General features: G+C 47.7%; 14 protein-coding genes. 8 read left to right on the top strand and 6 right to left on the bottom strand.

Going from position 1 to position 16,779, the window contains the following annotated elements:
- Positions 1-44 precede the first annotated feature (44 nt).
- Both C1A02_RS06275 and C1A02_RS06270 read left to right on the top strand, forming a co-directional pair.
- Positions 45-1,118, top strand: a complete 1,074-nt coding sequence (locus tag C1A02_RS06275; RefSeq protein ID WP_243577934.1) for an NAD(P)-dependent oxidoreductase — start codon at positions 45-47, stop codon at positions 1,116-1,118.
- 28 nt (positions 1,119-1,146) lie between these two features.
- Positions 1,147-2,568, top strand: a complete 1,422-nt coding sequence (locus C1A02_RS06270; protein WP_101697343.1) for a sodium/glutamate symporter — start codon at positions 1,147-1,149, stop codon at positions 2,566-2,568.
- A gap of 100 nt (positions 2,569-2,668) precedes the next feature.
- On the opposite strand, the gene leuD is transcribed toward C1A02_RS06270, so the two are convergent.
- Together leuD and leuC are read right to left on the bottom strand one after the other, a co-directional pair.
- On the bottom strand, positions 2,669-3,172 hold the full coding sequence (leuD, locus tag C1A02_RS06265; protein WP_101697342.1) for a 3-isopropylmalate dehydratase small subunit: 504 nt from the start codon (positions 3,170-3,172) through the stop codon (positions 2,669-2,671).
- 13 nt (positions 3,173-3,185) lie between these two features.
- Positions 3,186-4,451 carry a 3-isopropylmalate dehydratase large subunit gene (leuC, locus tag C1A02_RS06260; protein ID WP_101697341.1) on the bottom strand — a complete coding sequence of 422 codons (1,266 nt, stop codon included), beginning with the start codon at positions 4,449-4,451 and terminating at the stop codon, positions 3,186-3,188.
- A gap of 313 nt (positions 4,452-4,764) precedes the next feature.
- On the opposite strand from leuC, the gene C1A02_RS06255 reads away from it, so the two are divergent.
- Genes C1A02_RS06255 through C1A02_RS06245 form a run of 3 tightly spaced genes read left to right on the top strand, consistent with a single transcriptional unit; the run spans position 4,765 to position 7,290 of the window.
- Positions 4,765-5,403: a Crp/Fnr family transcriptional regulator gene (locus C1A02_RS06255; protein ID WP_101697340.1), complete on the top strand. Its 639-nt coding sequence runs from the start codon at positions 4,765-4,767 to the stop codon at positions 5,401-5,403.
- Positions 5,404-5,441: 38 nt separating this feature from the next.
- A complete protein-coding gene (locus tag C1A02_RS06250) occupies positions 5,442-5,876 on the top strand; it encodes a PH domain-containing protein (RefSeq protein WP_101697504.1) in 435 nt (144 codons plus the stop codon).
- On the top strand, positions 5,869-7,290 hold the full coding sequence (locus C1A02_RS06245; RefSeq protein WP_101697339.1) for a YdbT family protein: 1,422 nt from the start codon (positions 5,869-5,871) through the stop codon (positions 7,288-7,290). Before C1A02_RS06250 ends, C1A02_RS06245 begins: the two co-directional genes overlap by 8 nt.
- 185 nt (positions 7,291-7,475) lie before the next feature.
- On the opposite strand, the gene C1A02_RS06240 is transcribed toward C1A02_RS06245, so the two are convergent.
- The 4 genes from C1A02_RS06240 to C1A02_RS06225 form a co-directional block, all read right to left on the bottom strand.
- A complete protein-coding gene (locus C1A02_RS06240) occupies positions 7,476-8,390 on the bottom strand; it encodes a CPBP family intramembrane glutamic endopeptidase (protein ID WP_164997157.1) in 915 nt (304 codons plus the stop codon).
- Positions 8,391-8,745: 355 nt separating this feature from the next.
- On the bottom strand, positions 8,746-9,684 hold the full coding sequence (gene fba, locus C1A02_RS06235; protein ID WP_101697337.1) for a class II fructose-1,6-bisphosphate aldolase: 939 nt from the start codon (positions 9,682-9,684) through the stop codon (positions 8,746-8,748).
- A gap of 136 nt (positions 9,685-9,820) precedes the next feature.
- Positions 9,821-10,657 (bottom strand): DNA-3-methyladenine glycosylase family protein, encoded by an 837-nt coding sequence (locus C1A02_RS06230; protein ID WP_101697336.1) that lies wholly within the window; start codon positions 10,655-10,657, stop codon positions 9,821-9,823.
- On the bottom strand, positions 10,654-11,346 hold the full coding sequence (locus tag C1A02_RS06225; RefSeq protein ID WP_129588147.1) for a DUF6062 family protein: 693 nt from the start codon (positions 11,344-11,346) through the stop codon (positions 10,654-10,656). Before C1A02_RS06225 ends, C1A02_RS06230 begins: the two co-directional genes overlap by 4 nt.
- Before the next feature lie 395 nt (positions 11,347-11,741).
- Between C1A02_RS06225 and C1A02_RS06220 the strand changes: the two genes are divergently transcribed.
- From C1A02_RS06220 to C1A02_RS06210, 3 genes are all read left to right on the top strand, one after another.
- Positions 11,742-12,005 (top strand): hypothetical protein, encoded by a 264-nt coding sequence (locus C1A02_RS06220; RefSeq protein WP_101697334.1) that lies wholly within the window; start codon positions 11,742-11,744, stop codon positions 12,003-12,005.
- 599 nt (positions 12,006-12,604) lie between these two features.
- Complete coding sequence (gene rlmB / locus C1A02_RS06215; protein WP_101697333.1) at positions 12,605-13,372, top strand: 23S rRNA (guanosine(2251)-2'-O)-methyltransferase RlmB; 768 nt, start codon at positions 12,605-12,607, stop codon at positions 13,370-13,372.
- 28 nt (positions 13,373-13,400) lie between these two features.
- Positions 13,401-16,628, top strand: a complete 3,228-nt coding sequence (locus tag C1A02_RS06210; RefSeq protein ID WP_101697332.1) for an HAD family hydrolase — start codon at positions 13,401-13,403, stop codon at positions 16,626-16,628.
- Positions 16,629-16,779: the final 151 nt, after the last annotated feature.

The raw sequence follows: 16,779 nt of genomic DNA, 5'->3' as shown, positions 1-16,779 counted from the left end.
AAGATTGCGGTGCAGGCAAAGACATATCTATGGGAGGTTTTTTTGTGGAAAAGTATGATGTGATTCATTTTGAAGCACTTGGCGCCGAGGCGGCACATTTAGAAGAAAGGACAAAAGAAGCGATTCAGGCGGGGAAGCTGCCCGCAGATTTAAACTATCTGATTACACCCGACAACCTGCAGGATTATCTTCAGGCCAACCCCAGTTTGGTTTTGCCGGATTTAATTACAACGAAAACCCATTCTGTTCTTCCTCAGGAATACATAAACAGCGGCAGAAAAAGCGTTGTTACCAGAAGTGCCGGGTACGATCACTTTGAGCAGTATGCAGACGTTTTGAATATTACATCCCTGCGGGAATACTGTGTCAATTCGGTGGCTCAAACAGCAGTCAAGCTGGTTCATGCCAGCGCCGGATTTTTAAACCACTATACAATGAACACCATGACCTTTGAGCGCAACAAAGCGAAATCCTTTATGGAGTTTGTGGAGGATCGAACTGCTACCGTGTTTGGTGTGGGGAAAATCGGCAAAAGAATTTATGATTTGTTGGCGGGAAATGGGCTGAACGTTCAGGCGGTTGATATTCGTGAGGACGAGCTGAAAAAACAGTATGGCGACAGTGTGCACTTTGTCAGCAAAGAAGAAGCGGCACGCACCAGTGACATTGTGGTTTGCGCCATGAATTTGACCCGTTCATCCAAAAGCCGCCTGTATAACGTGAATTATTTCTCCAAAAAGTATTTGACTTCTTTTGAGAAGGAGTTTGTGTTTGTCAATGTGACCCGCGGCGACATTGCCCCGGAATCCACTTTGCTGGATCTTTACAACAGCGGTAAAATCGTTGGAATCGGGCTGGATGTTTTCAGCGATGAGGAAGGCTTTGAAAAGGCACTGAACGGACAAGCCAACTGGAGGGAAGAAGATCGCATTGCGGCTAAGGTTTTGCTGGATCATGCCATTAACCGCACCGGTAACGTGTATGTGCAGCCCCATCAAGCATTTAATTCCGATGTGGCGGCACGGAATAAGGCGATCAACACCATCGATCACCTGGTTGCCTGGTATCGAAACGACAAAAAACGTTTTGATGAGCAGCTTCCTTACTATCAAGAATAATACCTGAAATTTTGGAGGGTTTTTTTGTATGACTTTATGGGATGTATTTGTTGATGTCAGCTGGATCGGGATATTACTTGTGGTCGGGCAGCTTATGCGCGCGAAGATCCCGGTTTTTCAAAAGCTGTTTATTCCGGCCTCTTTGCTGGCTGGTATTTTAGCGTTTGCTTTTGGTCCCAACGGATTGGGCTGGATTCCTTTTTCCAAACAGCTGCCGGTTTATGCCGCAGTGCTGGTTGCGGTTATCTTCGCCGCTTCTCCTATTGATGAAGATGACGAACAGGACGGAAAAGCCGAAAAGAATGGCGAACGTTCCAAAATGATGTGGGGCATGACGATCAATACGATGGGAATTGCCGTTTTGCAGTATGGCGTTGGAATTCTTTTGACCATGTATGTGCTGCGAATCTTCTATCCCGGCCTGCACGAAGGGTTTGGCCTGATGCTGGCTACCTGTTTCTTTGGTGGCCCCGGCACCGCTTCTGCTGTAGGCGGCGCTTTGGAAAACGTTGGCTGGGCTGACGGCACCGTTGTTGGATATACCCTTTGTTCGGTGGGTATTATCTTTGGTATTATTTTTGGTATTGTTATTATCAATTGGGGTGCGCGCAAGGGGTACACCAATTATGTTACTTCCCCTAAAGATCTGCCGGAAGAAATGCTGACCGGTATGATTCCGCCGGAAAATCAGAAAAAGGCCGGAAGAATTACTGTTTCGGGCATCAGCTTGGACTCTTTGGCATTCCACTTATCCATTGTTTTGCTGGCGGGCTATTTGGGCTATTTGATGACCAAATATATCGACATGTTTACCGGATTTGATATCCCCGTATTCTGCACCGCTTTGATTATGGGTTATGTGGTACAGTTTGTACTGAAAAAGACAAAGGGTACCCGCTATGTGGATAAAGCCACCATCAGCCGCATCAGCGGCACATCCACCGATTTCCTGATTGTTTCGGCGCTGGGCTCTATCAGTATCGATGTGGTGCTGAAATATGCGGTTCCGCTTTTGGTTACCATTGTAGCTGCCTTTATTCTAAACTGGGTTTGGTTTATCTTCATTGGCGGATATACATCCCCAAAAGATTGGTTTGAACGCAACCTGATGGTTTGGGGCCAGGCATGCGGCGTGCTGGCAACCGGAATTCTGCTGGAACGCATTGTAGACCCGGATCAAAAAGCCTATGCCATTGAAGACACCGGTTTTGCGAACTTGATTTCTCGTCCGATTATTACATTTTTGACAGTGGCTCCGCCTATCTTTATCGGCTTATTCCCGCTGATTAGCAGCTATGTTTTGGGTTGGGCATGTATTTTAACCACCATTGTCATTTTAGCGATCGGCTATAAATTCAAGTGGTACACTCCCGGCGGCCCCTTGCCTCAAGGCCGGGCACGTCAGGAACTGACAACGAGCAAAGAGCCGGAGATGGCTCGCACAAAATAACATAAGCTTGTTTTTAATCATTGCTAATAAGATCTCACTATAGAAATTTGGTTAGAGAAAGAGGGTATTCCCCAAAAGGAATGCCCTCTTTTTCTATCTGTTATGGATTGGTGGAAGTTTCGCTGCCAACGATGCTGTTCAAAAGCCCGCCCTTGGTGATAATATTTTGTATAAAGGGAGGAAAAGGCTGAGCCTGATAGGTTTTTCCGGCGGTTAAATTCTGGATAATGCCGGTGGAAAAATCCACATTGATTTCATCCCCTGCCTGAATCTCTCGAGCGGCATCTTCACATTCTAAAATGGCAAGCCCGATATTAATGGCGTTCCGGTAAAAAATCCGTGCGAAGGTAGCGGCTATCACACAGGAAATTCCGCTGGCTTTGATGGCGATGGGGGCGTGTTCCCGCGAGGAACCGCATCCAAAGTTTTTGTTTGCCACCATAATGTCCCCAGTTTTTGCCCGGTGAACAAAATCCGGGTCAATATCAGTCATGCAGTACTTTGCCAGCTGCTCAGGGGAAGAGGTGTTCAGGTATCGAGCCGGAATAATCACATCCGTATCCACATTATCGCCGTATTTGTGTACCCTTCCGTGTGCGTTCATAGGGTTTCCCTCCTTACTGTGCCAGAATTTCTGGATCGGTCAACTGCCCGGTAATCGCGCTGGCTGCTGCCACCGCAGGGCTGGACAGGTAAACTTCAGATTCAATGTGTCCCATTCTGCCCACAAAATTCCGGTTGGTGGTAGAAACTGCCCGCTCGCCCTTCCCTAAAATGCCCATGTGGCCGCCCAGACAGGGGCCGCAGGTGGGGGTGGAAAAAACTGCGCCGGCTTCCACAAAAATTTCTGCCAAACCTTCTCGCAATGCTTGCAGGTAAATGGCCTGAGTGCCGGGAATAATAATGCAGCGAACCCGTTTGTGGATTTTTTTCCCCTTGAGGATTTTGGCCGCAATTCGCAAATCTTCGATGCGTCCGTTGGTGCAGGAGCCGATTACTGCCTGATCGATGGGAACGGTGCCTGCTTCATCAATGATTCGGGTGTTTTCAGGCAGATGCGGGAATGCCACTGTGGGGCGCAGGGAAGAAAGATCGATGGTGATCTCTCGCTCATAATGGGCATCTTCATCAGCTGTATAGATAACCGGCTCGCGTTGGAACCGATTGTTGCAGTAGGCCAAAGTGATTTCATCCACAGGGAAAATGCCGTTTTTTGCACCGGCTTCAATTGCCATGTTGGCAATGCACAGGCGATCGTCGATGGAAAGGGATGCGATGCCTTCTCCGGTAAATTCCAAAGATTGATACAAAGCGCCGTCAACCCCGATTTGCCCAATCAGGTGCAGGATGACATCCTTTCCGGAAATCCATTTTTGCGGCTTTCCGGTCAGAATGACACGAATAGCGCCGGGTACTTTAAACCAGGCTTTTCCCGTAATCATACCGGCGGCCATGTCGGTGGAACCGACTCCGGTGGAAAAAGCGCCCAAAGCGCCATAAGTACAGGTGTGAGAGTCGGCACCGATGATGCAGTCACCCGGGCCGACCAATCCTTGTTCCGGCAAAAGGGCGTGTTCGATGCCCATTTGGCCCACATCAAAAAAGTTGGCGATAGAATATTTGTCGGCAAAATTTCGGGTCTGACGGCACTGTTCCGCCGCCTGAATGTCTTTGTTGGGTGTGAAATGATCCAGCACCAGTGCGATTTTATCCGGATGAAATACCCGGGTGGCTTTGGCTTTTTCAAACTCATTGATTGCCACGGGACTGGTGATGTCATTTCCCAGAACTAGATCCAGCGAAGCCTGTATCAGCTGCCCCGGTGCAACTTTTGCAAGACCTGATTTTGCCGCCAGAATTTTTTGCGTCATTGTCATTCCCATGGTTCTCAACCTCCAAAAATATTTTTCATTTACCCATAGAAAAACACCGAAACGTTTTTAAAGCAGAGCCAATTTCATGCCCAAGGCTTAGTTATGATTGGATGTTCTTTTATCACAAGCGGTTCTTTTGCTTGCGGAGTGAGGTTATTATGCCACATTTCTTGCGCATAGAATGTAAATCATGTTACAATTTAGAAAATTTTTTAGGGAGTAAGAGCAGCGGTGGTTGTCCGGATGAATTTGGGGACACAGAAAACAGAAAAGAACAAAAATCAATGGAAAGAAAAGATTTCGCCAGATAAGGGGGCCGACAATGGAAGAAAAAAACAAACCGAAAGGCGGAAGCTTGTGGGATGTGCTGGGGCAAAAGGCAAGCCCCCGTCAGTACCCCGAAAACCAGATGATTTACCGGCAGGGGGAATTGGCAGATCGGTTTTATTATTTAAAAAGCGGGAAAGTACGGATTTTTTTAAGTTCAGAAACCGGGCAGGAAAAAACGCTGACTCTTTTAGAAAAGGAAAATATTTTCGGTGAAGCGGCATTTTTTGACGGGCTGCCTCGCATGTCCTCTGCCAAAACTCTGCAAAAGTCCGAGATTATCCCGGTCAGTCAGCCGGTGCTGCTGGAATGCTTTCGCGAAGAACCGATGTTGGCCTTTCAGCTTTTGCATCTGTTCTCCAAAACGGTTCGCATGCTTTCCAATCAAGTGGATCATATGACGTTTTTGCAGGCAGACCGACGGCTTGCAAAAATTTTAACTGAGATGGCGGATGCACAAGGTTCCGGGGCGGTATCTTGTTCCCACGAAGATTTGGGGGATATGGCGGGCGTGTCCCGAGTAACGGCAAGCCGGGTTTTATCAGAATTTGCGCGCAAGGGATGGATCTCGACCCAATACCGGCAGATTCAAATTTTAAACCTGCCGGCTCTTTCTCAATTTGCTTTTTCATAATACAGAGTTTTTGGGAAAAATAAACTGGGGTGATCGGTTTGAAATTTGGCCTGGGGAAGCAAAGCATCCGGTTTTGGCGTTTGATGGGAACTTTGGTTGCTTTGCCTTTGTTTTTCCTTTGTGGAATTTTATTGTCCTTTCGAGGGGAAGTTGGAATTGCTTTGAGTATAATTGTTGTATCAATATACTTTTTGTATGTGTTTTGGTATGTCCCCGGGCTGTTTCAAGCCAGTCAGGTTCTGTTGGAAGAAGGAAGATTGACCTGGCGCACCGGCATGATTTTTCGGGTGTCCATAACGCTGCGGCTGGAAAATATTCTGACCGCTGCCATTTCGCAGTCACCTTTTCAGCAGATGATGGGGCTATGTACCCTGTCTGTCCGCCCGGTGGGGGCGCCGATTTCTATGCGCCAGCTTTCAAAAGAAGACGCTTTGGTTCTGCTGCGCATTATTGAGGAGGCGGCCAATGACTAAACGCCCTCATTTTACAACTATATGGAATTATTTATCCCGCTTTTTTTTCCTTTTGATTTTCCCATTAATTCAGGCCATATTGCGTGCCCCTTTTTCTGAGGTGGCGTGGGGCAATCTGCCGGGTGTTCTGGCAGTGACTGGAATTGCCTGTTTTCAGTATGCCAGCTGTGGATATGGGATCAAAACAGTGGAGGAAGGCGGAAAAAGCATATCCGTTCTTTATTGGAAAAGCGGATTGTTTTTTCAAAAGTATCGGCTTCTTCCGGCGGACTGCGTTGCTTCGGTATTCCTGCGGCTGAACCCGATATTGGATGTGTTCGGGGCGGCACAAATTATGCTGGACAGCCCTGCCGCAAACGCCAAAAAACCCAGCTTGACTTTAATTCTTTCTAAAAAAGGGCTGATGAGCTGGTGGGAAGAACAAAAAAAGACCATTGTGCACCGTTATGCCGCCAGCCCGGTGCGGGTGGTGCTGATGGCGGCTTCCTGGTCAAACCCGGCTTCCGGCCTTTTGCTGATTGGTATTTTGCTCAACCGGGCAGGTAAGATTTTGGGCGACGAATTGACTGGGTGGCTGTATCAAAGTGTGAACCAAACCCAACGTCTGATTGCTTTGGGTGTTCCCCCTGCTGTTGCCACAGTGGGGTGGCTGTTTGCAATGGGCTGGCTGATTGCTTTTTTGGTGCAGTTTTTTCGGTATGCGTTTTTTACAGCAGGAAAATCCCCCGGCGGAACCATGATTTCTCGTGGAATGGTGGTCAGAAGCCGACAGCTATTGACAGATCGGGCTGTTCGGGCAGTGGGAGTGCGGCAAAGCTTGGTGATGCGAATGTTGCGGCTGTCATCGGTGTATTTACACACCATTGGTTCCGGCAAAGAAAAGGGAGATCGCAGTTTGCTGATGGCTGCCGCCAATGAAGTGGAATTAAAATTTCATCTCAGCCAATTTTATCCCCATGCCGCTCCGTATTTTTTTCCTCAGAAATCCATTCAAAAGATCAAGCCGCCCAAAGCGGCCTGGCTGGGTTTTTTAATCGGCCCTATTTTCAATTTTGCTGCGGTTTTGGCGCTGTATCTGGTGTTTTTACAATATTTGTGGCTGTTTGCCCCGCTGATTCTATTTCTGTTCCTCTTCCCCCTGTATCATTTGGCGCTGCGGATTCTGGCTTTTCGCAATTCCTTTTTGGCAGCGGATGATACGCATATTGTTGCTTGTGGGTATATTCAGGATCAAATTTTTACCGCAGTCATTCCGAAAGAGTCGCTTCAGTCTGTGGTGATTCGCCAGAATCCATTGCAAAGGCGAAGCGGGCGCTGTCATGTCAGGCTGTGCATCGGGACGGAAAAAGGGGCCTGTTTTGATTTGCGCCATTTTGAATTAAAAGAACTGGAAGAACTCTCACTCACAAACTAAGGTATTTTGAAAAGAAGCTCCAAAGTATCTGTGCATTTGGCACAGGGAACTGGAGCTTTCTTGGATTGAATAAGAAAAGATATGGATTTAAAAGTAGTGTTTTATTACTTGTCAGATGCAGTAAGACAAGGCACGGCAATTCAAATCACTCCATGAAACAGCTCGTTTTCTTATGATTTTGTTTTTTATATCACGACAAATAATAAAATAATGGGGATTGTAATAAAGGATGTGAATTTTTCCTTTTCTGCTTTTATTTGAACCTTAATATTATGGATACTGTTTGAGAAAACACTTTTTTTCAGTGGAATGTTTCGATATTTAAAATAAAGAAAACAAAACAGGACACTGCAAATCAGAAGAATCGAAAAAATTAAGAGTCCATTTGGAGAAGTACCCAACAGCAGCAAGACAGCACAGTTATTACAGCTGTGCACGAAGCTGGAATAAAAGATATTGCCGGTTGCTGCGCGCAGAATTCCCCCTAATATTCCAAAGAAAAATGCAACTAAAATGTTAAAGCCATCGTGGATAATTGCAAAAGTAAAAGCAGTAGCAAGAATTGCAAACAGGGTGCCATGTTTTTGCAGACGGGAGAAAAGAATTCCCCGAAAGATGATTTCTTCTGCGATGGGTCCAATAATACCTACGGTAAAAATGCGAACGAGAGGATTGGATATCATTTGTTCAAAAACAATTTGATTTCTTTCTACTAAATGGATTCCTTGTAATAAGGAAATCAATGTGATATCAAACAGAAACATAAAACACAGCATGAAAAGAGAGAGAATGACACCGGCGGTAATCGTTTGATCCTTTTTGCGGGATTCTTCCTGAATGATATTTTTCGGACGAATTGGTAAAAAACGAATGCACAATAGAACACACAGAAATAGATAAGTTACATTATGTATTGCAAAAGCCCACTGTGAAAAAGCAGAGGGAGTGTTTCTTTCCAGCGCTGTTCCCGCCAGGAAAGAGAAAAGAAAGATCAATCCAAATCGACAGGAAACAGTAGCGATATCATCCAGTGCCTTTTTCTTTTCCTCAGGGTTTACCGTTGCTGGCAGAGGAAGCGAGTCGTTTTGTGTTTCAACCATGCAAAATACCTCCATTCAAAGAAAAGATCAAAAAGACAGAACAGCTTCTTTGAATGCTGTTGGCTATCTTTTTGCCGGATTCTTTTGTTAAAATGAGTTGCGGTGTAAACAGATCTTCTATTTGCTCTGTTCCTATAATCGTCCAAAAGAACACAAAGGGAGGAAGCTGAATTTAGCTCCCTCCCTTTTTTATCGTATGCTTTGTGTTGGGGTAAAATGTGCGCAGTGTAGATGAAAAGTGATTTGATAAAAGGTTTGGCGCGCTGCATTTTCATCGGACTGTCCTGGAAACGGTTTGAATCGAACCATCTTTATCGCCAAACGCAGAAAAAGTTCTGTTTCTTTCAAAAGGTGGTTAGGCCTTTCCGGCGCAGCCCAAAACCGTATTGATTTTGTGAGCCACCATGTCTTTAATGGCAGTGCGGGCGGGGCCGAGGTATTGGCGGGGATCAAAGTGGCTGGGGTTTTCCGCCAGATATTTACGCACGCTGGCTGTCATGGCCAAACGCAGGTCAGAGTCAATGTTGATTTTGCAGACGGCCATGGTGGCTGCCTGACGAAGCATTTCTTCGGGAATTCCGATTGCGTCGGGCATATTGCCGCCATAGCGGTTGATTTCTTCCACAAACTGGGGAACAACAGAAGATGCGCCGTGCAGAACGATGGGGAATCCGGGCAGACGACGAGAGACTTCTTCCAAAATATCAAAACGCAGCTGGGGTTTTTGCCCGGGTTTAAACTTATAAGCGCCATGGCTGGTTCCGATGGCAATGGCCAAAGAATCCACACCGGTTCTTTTGACAAAATCTTCAACCTGATTGGGATCGGTGAAAGAAGCATTTTCAGCTTCCACATTCACATCATCCTCAATACCGGCCAGCTGACCCAGTTCAGCTTCTACCGTCACGTTATATTTGTGGGCATATTCCACAACGCGGCGGGCTTCTTCGATGTTCTCTTCATAAGGCTTAGAGGAGCCGTCATACATGACGGAGGTAAAGCCGCCGTCGATGCAGTCTTTGCACAGTTCGAAAGACGGGCCGTGATCCAAATGCAGAGCAATGGGCAGCTGAGGGCATTGTGCCACGGCCGCTTCTACCAACTTGATCAGATAGGTGTGGTTGGCATATTTGCGCGCGCCAGCAGATACCTGAAGAATCACAGGAGCATTTAACTCCTGGCATGCTTCTGTAATTCCCTGAACGATCTCCATGTTATTGACGTTAAATGCACCGATGGCATATCCGCCTTGATAGGCCTTTTCAAACATTTCCGTCGTATTTACCAATGGCATTTGGATCACACTCCTGATTTTATTTTTTTAGTCCGAGTGTTAACTTGGGCTAAGATATTTTATAAAATGATTATATCATAAATAAAAAGAAAATACAGTTTTGTTTTTAAAAAATCTGTTTTTTCTTTTTTTAGATTTAAGCGGTAAAAAGCTGAGCGTTACAGCGGCTGTAATGGAACAGATACTGTTGGGCAATGCCCGCATAAGCCCCCAGTTGTTCCGGCCGATATCCGGGAAGAAGAACTGCCATGGCTCTTTTCATCCATACATCCATGGGGAAAGCCTCCAAACGATGCAGTCCATAAAGCAAAGCACATTCGGCCACTTTTTCCCCCACGCCGTAAATCGTCATCAGGCTTTGGCGGGCTTCCTGCAAAGGCATGACCGACAGCTCGGCTAAATTAACCTGCCCGCCGGCTACTTTTTGGGCGGCGTCAATCAGGTATTTGGCACGAAATCCGCTGCGCACCGGGGCAAGTGATTCCACGGTTTGTTCCGCCAGACACTGCGGGGTGGGAAAGTCATAAAATCCATCCCGTTCTTCACCCAACAGCTGGCAAAGCCGATCGACAATTCCTTTAATGCGAGGAATATTGTTATTTTGGGAAATAATAAAAGAACACAGCGCCTCCCAGGGATCTTGCCTTAGAAGGCGGATGCCGGGGGCAAACTGGGCAGCTTCGCACAGGGCAGGATGAATTTCGGACAGATCATTGCGCACGCAGGCATAATCAAAATCCAAATCAAAATAAGGAGCCCAGATCGATTCAAAATCCTGGGCAGTCACATCATGAAACAGAACGGTACCGCCCTGTTCGGTAATGGTCAGCCGGCGGCCCATGGCAATTCCCTGATAGACGCCGTCGGGCAAAATCTGCCACCGGAAGCACTGGCCGCAGTCCAGGGTCTGGCCCAAATCCAGTTCCGGCGAAGAGGGAATTTCAATTCCGCGGCTGGTTTGCTGATAAATCATGGTTCCTCCTTTTTCGTTACGGCATCTGCCGTTAAAAACGCAATACTTCGTTCAATGGCATCCCGGGAGTTTCCCCAGTCACCGTTTTTATTTCGGTAATCAAACATAGCGCAAAATTTGGTAATATCCTGGCTCAAACAGGTTAATTGATTTTGAGCCAAACGGGTGGTAGCTTCCCGGAAGAACTGCCGCTGATCGCGGGACACCTTCTGGCTTTCTTGCATCAGGCGGGTGTAGTGAGGAAGGCACAAAAACTCCTGCTGTGTATAGAGGGAGCGGAATGTTTCCTCTTTTCCCCACAAAGCATAGACCGTTTCCAGCAAGTGAGATAAGCTCTGTTCAGTTTTTTCACAAAGAAAACAAGAGGTTTGCTGATTCTGTGCTAACTGAAGCCGCTTTTTTTCTGAGAGGCGGCTTTGGGTAAAAAGCTGTTCTGTCAATTGGGTTAAATGACTTTCTAAAATTAAAGCCACCGAAAGACGGCTGCCAGTTTGCCGAGTTTTTTCCCAGTGGATGGCGCAAAAACCCAAACGGTTGGTTTGTTCGCGAACATCCGGCTCCATCATGGCTGCTCCGGTAATATATTCCGTCAGATGTTCCTCCAGCATTTTTTGCATGCGGCAGATGGGGCAGCCCTGTCTTGGCTCAAACACTTCGCTGATGGGGATGGTGGTAATATCCTGACGCATAGCGATTTCCTTCCGAATTTTTGATGGCTTTTTGTCGTTCTTTTGAATCCAGTATAGCATATTTTCGGTCAAAAGAAAATTAAAATGGCCTGCCCGTAAAGGCAAAAATACTGACTGTTGTTTGACAAATGGAGAATTTTGTGCTTTTTGGTTGACATAATGAATATTTTCACACATCGGGTTTGATTCTTTCCACAGCGGAAAACCGGAACTTATCAACACTTTCAACAGGGTTATCAACAGTGTGTCACAGGTTATCCACGGGTTTTATGTAAACCCAGAAGTTTTACGCATTGTATAACAAAGTGTTTTCTGCGTTCTTTTACGCAAACCTTTCGTATAAACGACTGGGTTCCGCCTAAAATAAGGATAATCAAATCAGCAGGAGGATTCATATGATCCGTGGAATCAGCAGGCAAATTATTGAAGTAAGGGAAACTGGTAATATTTACTATGAAAGTGCCTATTTGGTGGTAAAACCGGAATACGCCAGTGCAGAACGAGAATTGCTGGAAAAAGAAGCCCGAAAAATTCTGCGCAGCCTGGATGCCCCGTCCGGCATGAAAAAAGCCCGGGGAACGTCATTCTGGCTGACTCGTGTGGTGCCTCCGGCGGCAGTGGCGGCGGTGGCGACTGTTCTGTATTTTGCCGCCACCTAAATTGCGTGTTTTTTTAACAATTTATTCCCTTTTTATGGCCTTTTGTGATATAATAATCCCACGGCGTAAACCAAAGCATAGCTTTGGACGCCTGAGGGAACATTGGGCGCGGCTAAGAGAGAAACGAGGATACGTTTTTAGTAAAAGTAGTTTGAGGAAAACGGCGCCAAAATAACCTCACGCCGCAGACGCAAGCGAAGCTTTCGGCGGCTGAGAGAACATTGAAACAGGATAAGATTAGCGAAAGTATGCTAATTCAGGTGAAAATGAGCCTGGGGGTATATTATCCTGTGTGAATAACCTCACTCGTTACCGAAATCGAAGATTTCGAACGGATACCTGAGAACATTGAATCATGACTTTCTCTTTTTTGCAATTTTGTGCGTTACAAATGGTACGCAGGAAAATTATGGTTTCAATAATCTGGGGTTGCAGGCAAAAATAAAGTATAGCCCAGCGGCTTTTCTGTTTTGATCTGCTATATAAAAGGATTTTTTAGAAAAATAAAGATATTTTGCCCATGGGGCGGAGCTGCCGCCCGGGGCCGGCCCGCTTATGCGCAGGAGCAAGCAAAAGACCGGTAAAGGGGAGCATAACATATGGAAGAAACCAAATCTACCCGCGGGGAAGATATCATTGCAGGCAGAAATGCAGTGGCAGAGGCTCTGAGAGCAGGGCGTACCATTGACAGTCTGTTTTTGGCAAGAGGAAACCGCACGGGTTCGATCGGTGCAATTATTGCCAAAGCAAAGGAATTGGGAATTGCAGTCAAAGAGGCGGATCCCAAAAAGCTGGATTATTTGTGCGGGCACGCCAACCATCAAGGTGTGGTGGCAGTTGCTGCAGTGAAAGAATATGCTACAGTTGAGGACATGTTCCGTTTGGCAGAGGAACGGGGAGAGCCTCCCTTTTTCATTGTGGCGGACGAGCTGGAAGACCCCCATAACCTGGGGGCGATTCTGCGTACAGCAGAATGTGCCGGGGCTCACGGAGTTATTATCCCCCGCAGACGGGCTGCCGGGTTAACCTTTGCCGTGGGCAAGGCTTCGGCTGGGGCGGTGGAATATGTTCCGGTGGCACGGGTAACCAATTTGGTGAAGACTCTTGAAGATTTGAAAAAACGGGGCCTTTGGATTTATGCCGCCGATATGGACGGACAAAATTGGTGCGGGGTGGATTATCGGGATCCTGCTGCCATTGTTATTGGGTCGGAGGGCTTTGGTGTCAGCCGATTGGTGAAGGAAAAATCGGATTTTATCATATCTTTGCCCATGTTGGGAAAGATAAACTCGCTCAATGCTTCTGTAGCATGCGGCGTGATTTGCTATGAGGTCGCGCGGCAGCGCAGGGGGATAGAGGCCAAATAAGCGAAAGGACGGGAGCGTGTAGTCTACCATGGAAAACAACAGGGGAAAAACCCCGCTGGATTATTCGGTGGATGAAATCTTAGCCGAAGCAAAAGGCCGCCTGAGCCAGAAAACCTTTGAAACGCTGGCCGGCGATGATACCCAAAGGACACCGCAGCCTCCCCAGCCGCCACAGCGGCCGGAGCAGCCTGCCGTTCCCCAACCCGAACCGGAGATTTCGGATCCGGTACAACCGGCTCCTCAGGAAATGCCGGCACAGCCGGCCACGCCCGGGCAAAATGGAGAAATTCGTTTTGAAAAGCGAATGCCGGAAGAAGAGTATGAATCAATGTCGAATCAGCCTGCCGAAAAGCGCGGGCTGACCGGCTTTTTTGAGCGCCGCCGCCGTCGTAAGCAAGAAAAGATATGCGGCTGTGAGTTTGAAGAAGAAGGGGATATTTACTACGGACTTCAGCTGAAAGCCGTAGATGAATACAAAAAAGGGTATGATGATGGTGCCCTCAGCGAACACGGGCCGACCCCAGCCTTTCAATATTTATTTGATGCGACTCCTGAAGAAGAGGTGGAGAAAGAAATTTCGGCTCGGTTTCAACCGCTGAAACCGGACGTTCGCGCCCCCTTTCATTTGATAACCGGAGATGCGCAGGAAGGTGACCGGACTTCCATTCGGGAAGTGCCTGCGGACAAAGCGGATGTGCAAGGGGCAGAAACCCCCTTAAAAACCCAAAAAGAATCGGCTGCAAAAACAGTGCCTTTGCCAAAACAGAAAGCGGTAAGGCAAGAGAGCAAAACAGTAGAGTTTTCGTTGCCGGAACCTTCCGGTGTGTATACACTGAAACAGACACCGCTGCCCTTCCCTAAAGAGCCGGAAGAATATGCGGACCTTGAAGAGGCTGCCCGTATGGTGCGGGAAGCCCAGCCCGAACCAGAGCCGCTGCCTGTAAAAGAAGAGAAGAAAAAGGCGAAAAAGAAACAGAGAGACTCTCTTCCTTCTCCCTCGCTTGAGCAGGAACCGGAAACGGAAGAATTGCCGGTGGCGCAAGTGGATCAGCAAGAGGCGGTGAAAGGGGTCTCTGTTCAAACAGAGACTTGCGGTAAGCCGGATGGGGAAACCTGCAGAACAGAAGAACCAGAAGTCGAGGTGCCAACACGAAAACCGGAGCAATTGCCACAGGCGGATGCCCAGATGAAGAAGGAACAAGACGAAGAAATACTGCGGGAGGCGACTCAGCGCAAAAAAGAGCAAATTCGGGAACTTGTTAAAGCCTCTCAAAAATACCGGCCCGAAACCCTGCCTGTGCATGTACTTGAGTTTGATCGTCTGACATTGGCTTTATCCAAAGCGGAGGAGGATTATATGCCTTTGCCGCAGGAACAGGAAGAACAGCCCAAGCATCGCAGCAGGAAAAAGCGGCAGGTGGGCACCACAGGAATACATAGTTTTCGGTTTACCGGAGAAGTGGAAGACGACAATGAGCCCGGGGATGAACCGGGAGCCGGAACAGAACCGGAGCCGGAAAATCTGGATGATTACACCGCGCAGGAGGATGCCCCTTCGATTCTGCATGAACTGAACGCGGAAAACCGGGCGCTGGCGCTGCGGCTTTCGGTTACGGGAATGATTGGCGCAGTTTTGCTGTTTTGGGGTTTTGTCAATGAAAGAGTGGGGATGCTGCCGGAATTTCTTCGAATAGAGATTCTTCCCCTTGCCTATTTGGTTGTGAACCTGTGTCTGCTCAGCATTTCTATCGGGTTTTGTTGGCGGGCGGTATTTGGCGGACTGCGGGCGCTGTTCCGCCTTCAGGCCAATTCAGACAGCGGCGTGGCGGTGGCTGTGGTTGCGGCCTGGATTCAGGGTGTTTTGCTTTTGTTTTACCTGCCGGAAGTCACAAGCGCACAGCTGCACTTGTATGCGGTGCTGGCGGCATTGGGATTATTTCTGAATACAGCCGGAAAACTTTCGATGGTTCGCCGAATCCGAAGCAATTTTAAATTTTTGGCTTCTCCCGAACAAAAAATGGGGGTGGAGCTGTTTGACGATTACAACACAGCGTTACAGCTGGCCAAAGGCTGTGTAATGGGGGAACCTATTATTGCCTATCAAAAGAAAACTGACTTCTTTAAGAATTTTTTGCGGAATTCTTATGAACCGGATCCCAGCGAACAGGCATCACAGTCTATGGCACCGCTTTTGTTTATCGGTTCGCTGATTTTATGCATTGTCAGCTTGGTGCTGACCCGCAGTGCGGCCGCCGCCATTACGGCTTTTGCCGCTGCGGCCTGTATTGGGGCTCCCTTTACCAATATGCTTTGTGTCAATATGCCCATCAGTCGTTTGTGCGCATTGGCCCGCCGGTGCGGAACCATGCTGGTGGGGAATCCGGCGGTGGAATATTTTTGCAACACCAATGCGGTAATGATGGACGCGAAAGAGCTGTTTCCCAAAGGCACTGTTATTCTGAACGGAATTAAAACGTTTGGCGGACAGCGGATCGACGAAGCGCTCATGGATGCCACCGCGGTGATGTGCACTGTGGGAGGGCCGCTCAGTGACTTGTTTGAGCAGATCATTCAAAGCCGCAGAGAGATTTTGCCCAAGGCAGAAAATATTACCTATGAGGATGAGCGCGGCGTGACCGGTTGGGTTGGCGGCAGGCGGACTCTGGTGGGAAACCGGCATCTGTTAGAACAGCACGGTTTGACTCCGCCCTCTCGGGATTACGAAAAGAAATATCTGCTGGGCGGAAAAAAGGTGGTTTATCTGGCTTCTCAGGGGGAGCTGGTTGCCATGTTTGTCATTTCTTATAATTCGGATAAGCGCAGGGCTTTGGAGCTGCGCCGTATGGAAGAAAACGGAATCAGTTTGGTGCTGCGCACTACCGACCCGAACATCACTTCGGAATTCGTAGCAGAGTGCTTTGGCCTTGACCCCCATTCGGTACGGATTCTGCCGGAGACTTTGGGAGAAGTTTATCAGAAGCAAATCGAAAAGCCCCGAGAGCGGGCAGACGCATTGTTTGTCAGCAAGGGCAGGCCTGCGGCCATGATGCGGATCTTGTCGGCCTGTGTACGCGAAAAAAGCAATGTGACTATGGCCACTTTGCTGCAAACCGTGGGTGTGGTTCTGGGGTTCGTTTTGGTAACATTTTTAGTGTTCTATTCCGGGTTATCACAGCTGACTACTTTGGCTTTGGTACTGTATCAGTTCTTTTGGGCAGCCGCTGTCTTTTTGATTCCCAGGCTGCGAAAGCCATAACTATTCCAAACAAACAGAAATCGATTGGTTTCGGCAAAATACAACAGACAAGCCCCAAATACCGGGGCTTGTCTGTTTTTTTTGTGCCGTCAAGAAAATTTAGGCGTGCCGGATAAGTTTGTTTGATTTCGTTAAATTGTATAGTATCAAT

Origin of the sequence: Clostridium minihomine (assembly GCF_900240385.1) — a bacterium.
In the GTDB taxonomy this organism is placed as follows: Bacteria; Bacillota; Clostridia; order Oscillospirales; family Acutalibacteraceae; genus Faecalispora; species Faecalispora minihomine.
The sequence above is the reverse complement of the archived record's forward strand: the minus strand, read 5'-3'. Positions and strand labels throughout refer to the sequence as shown.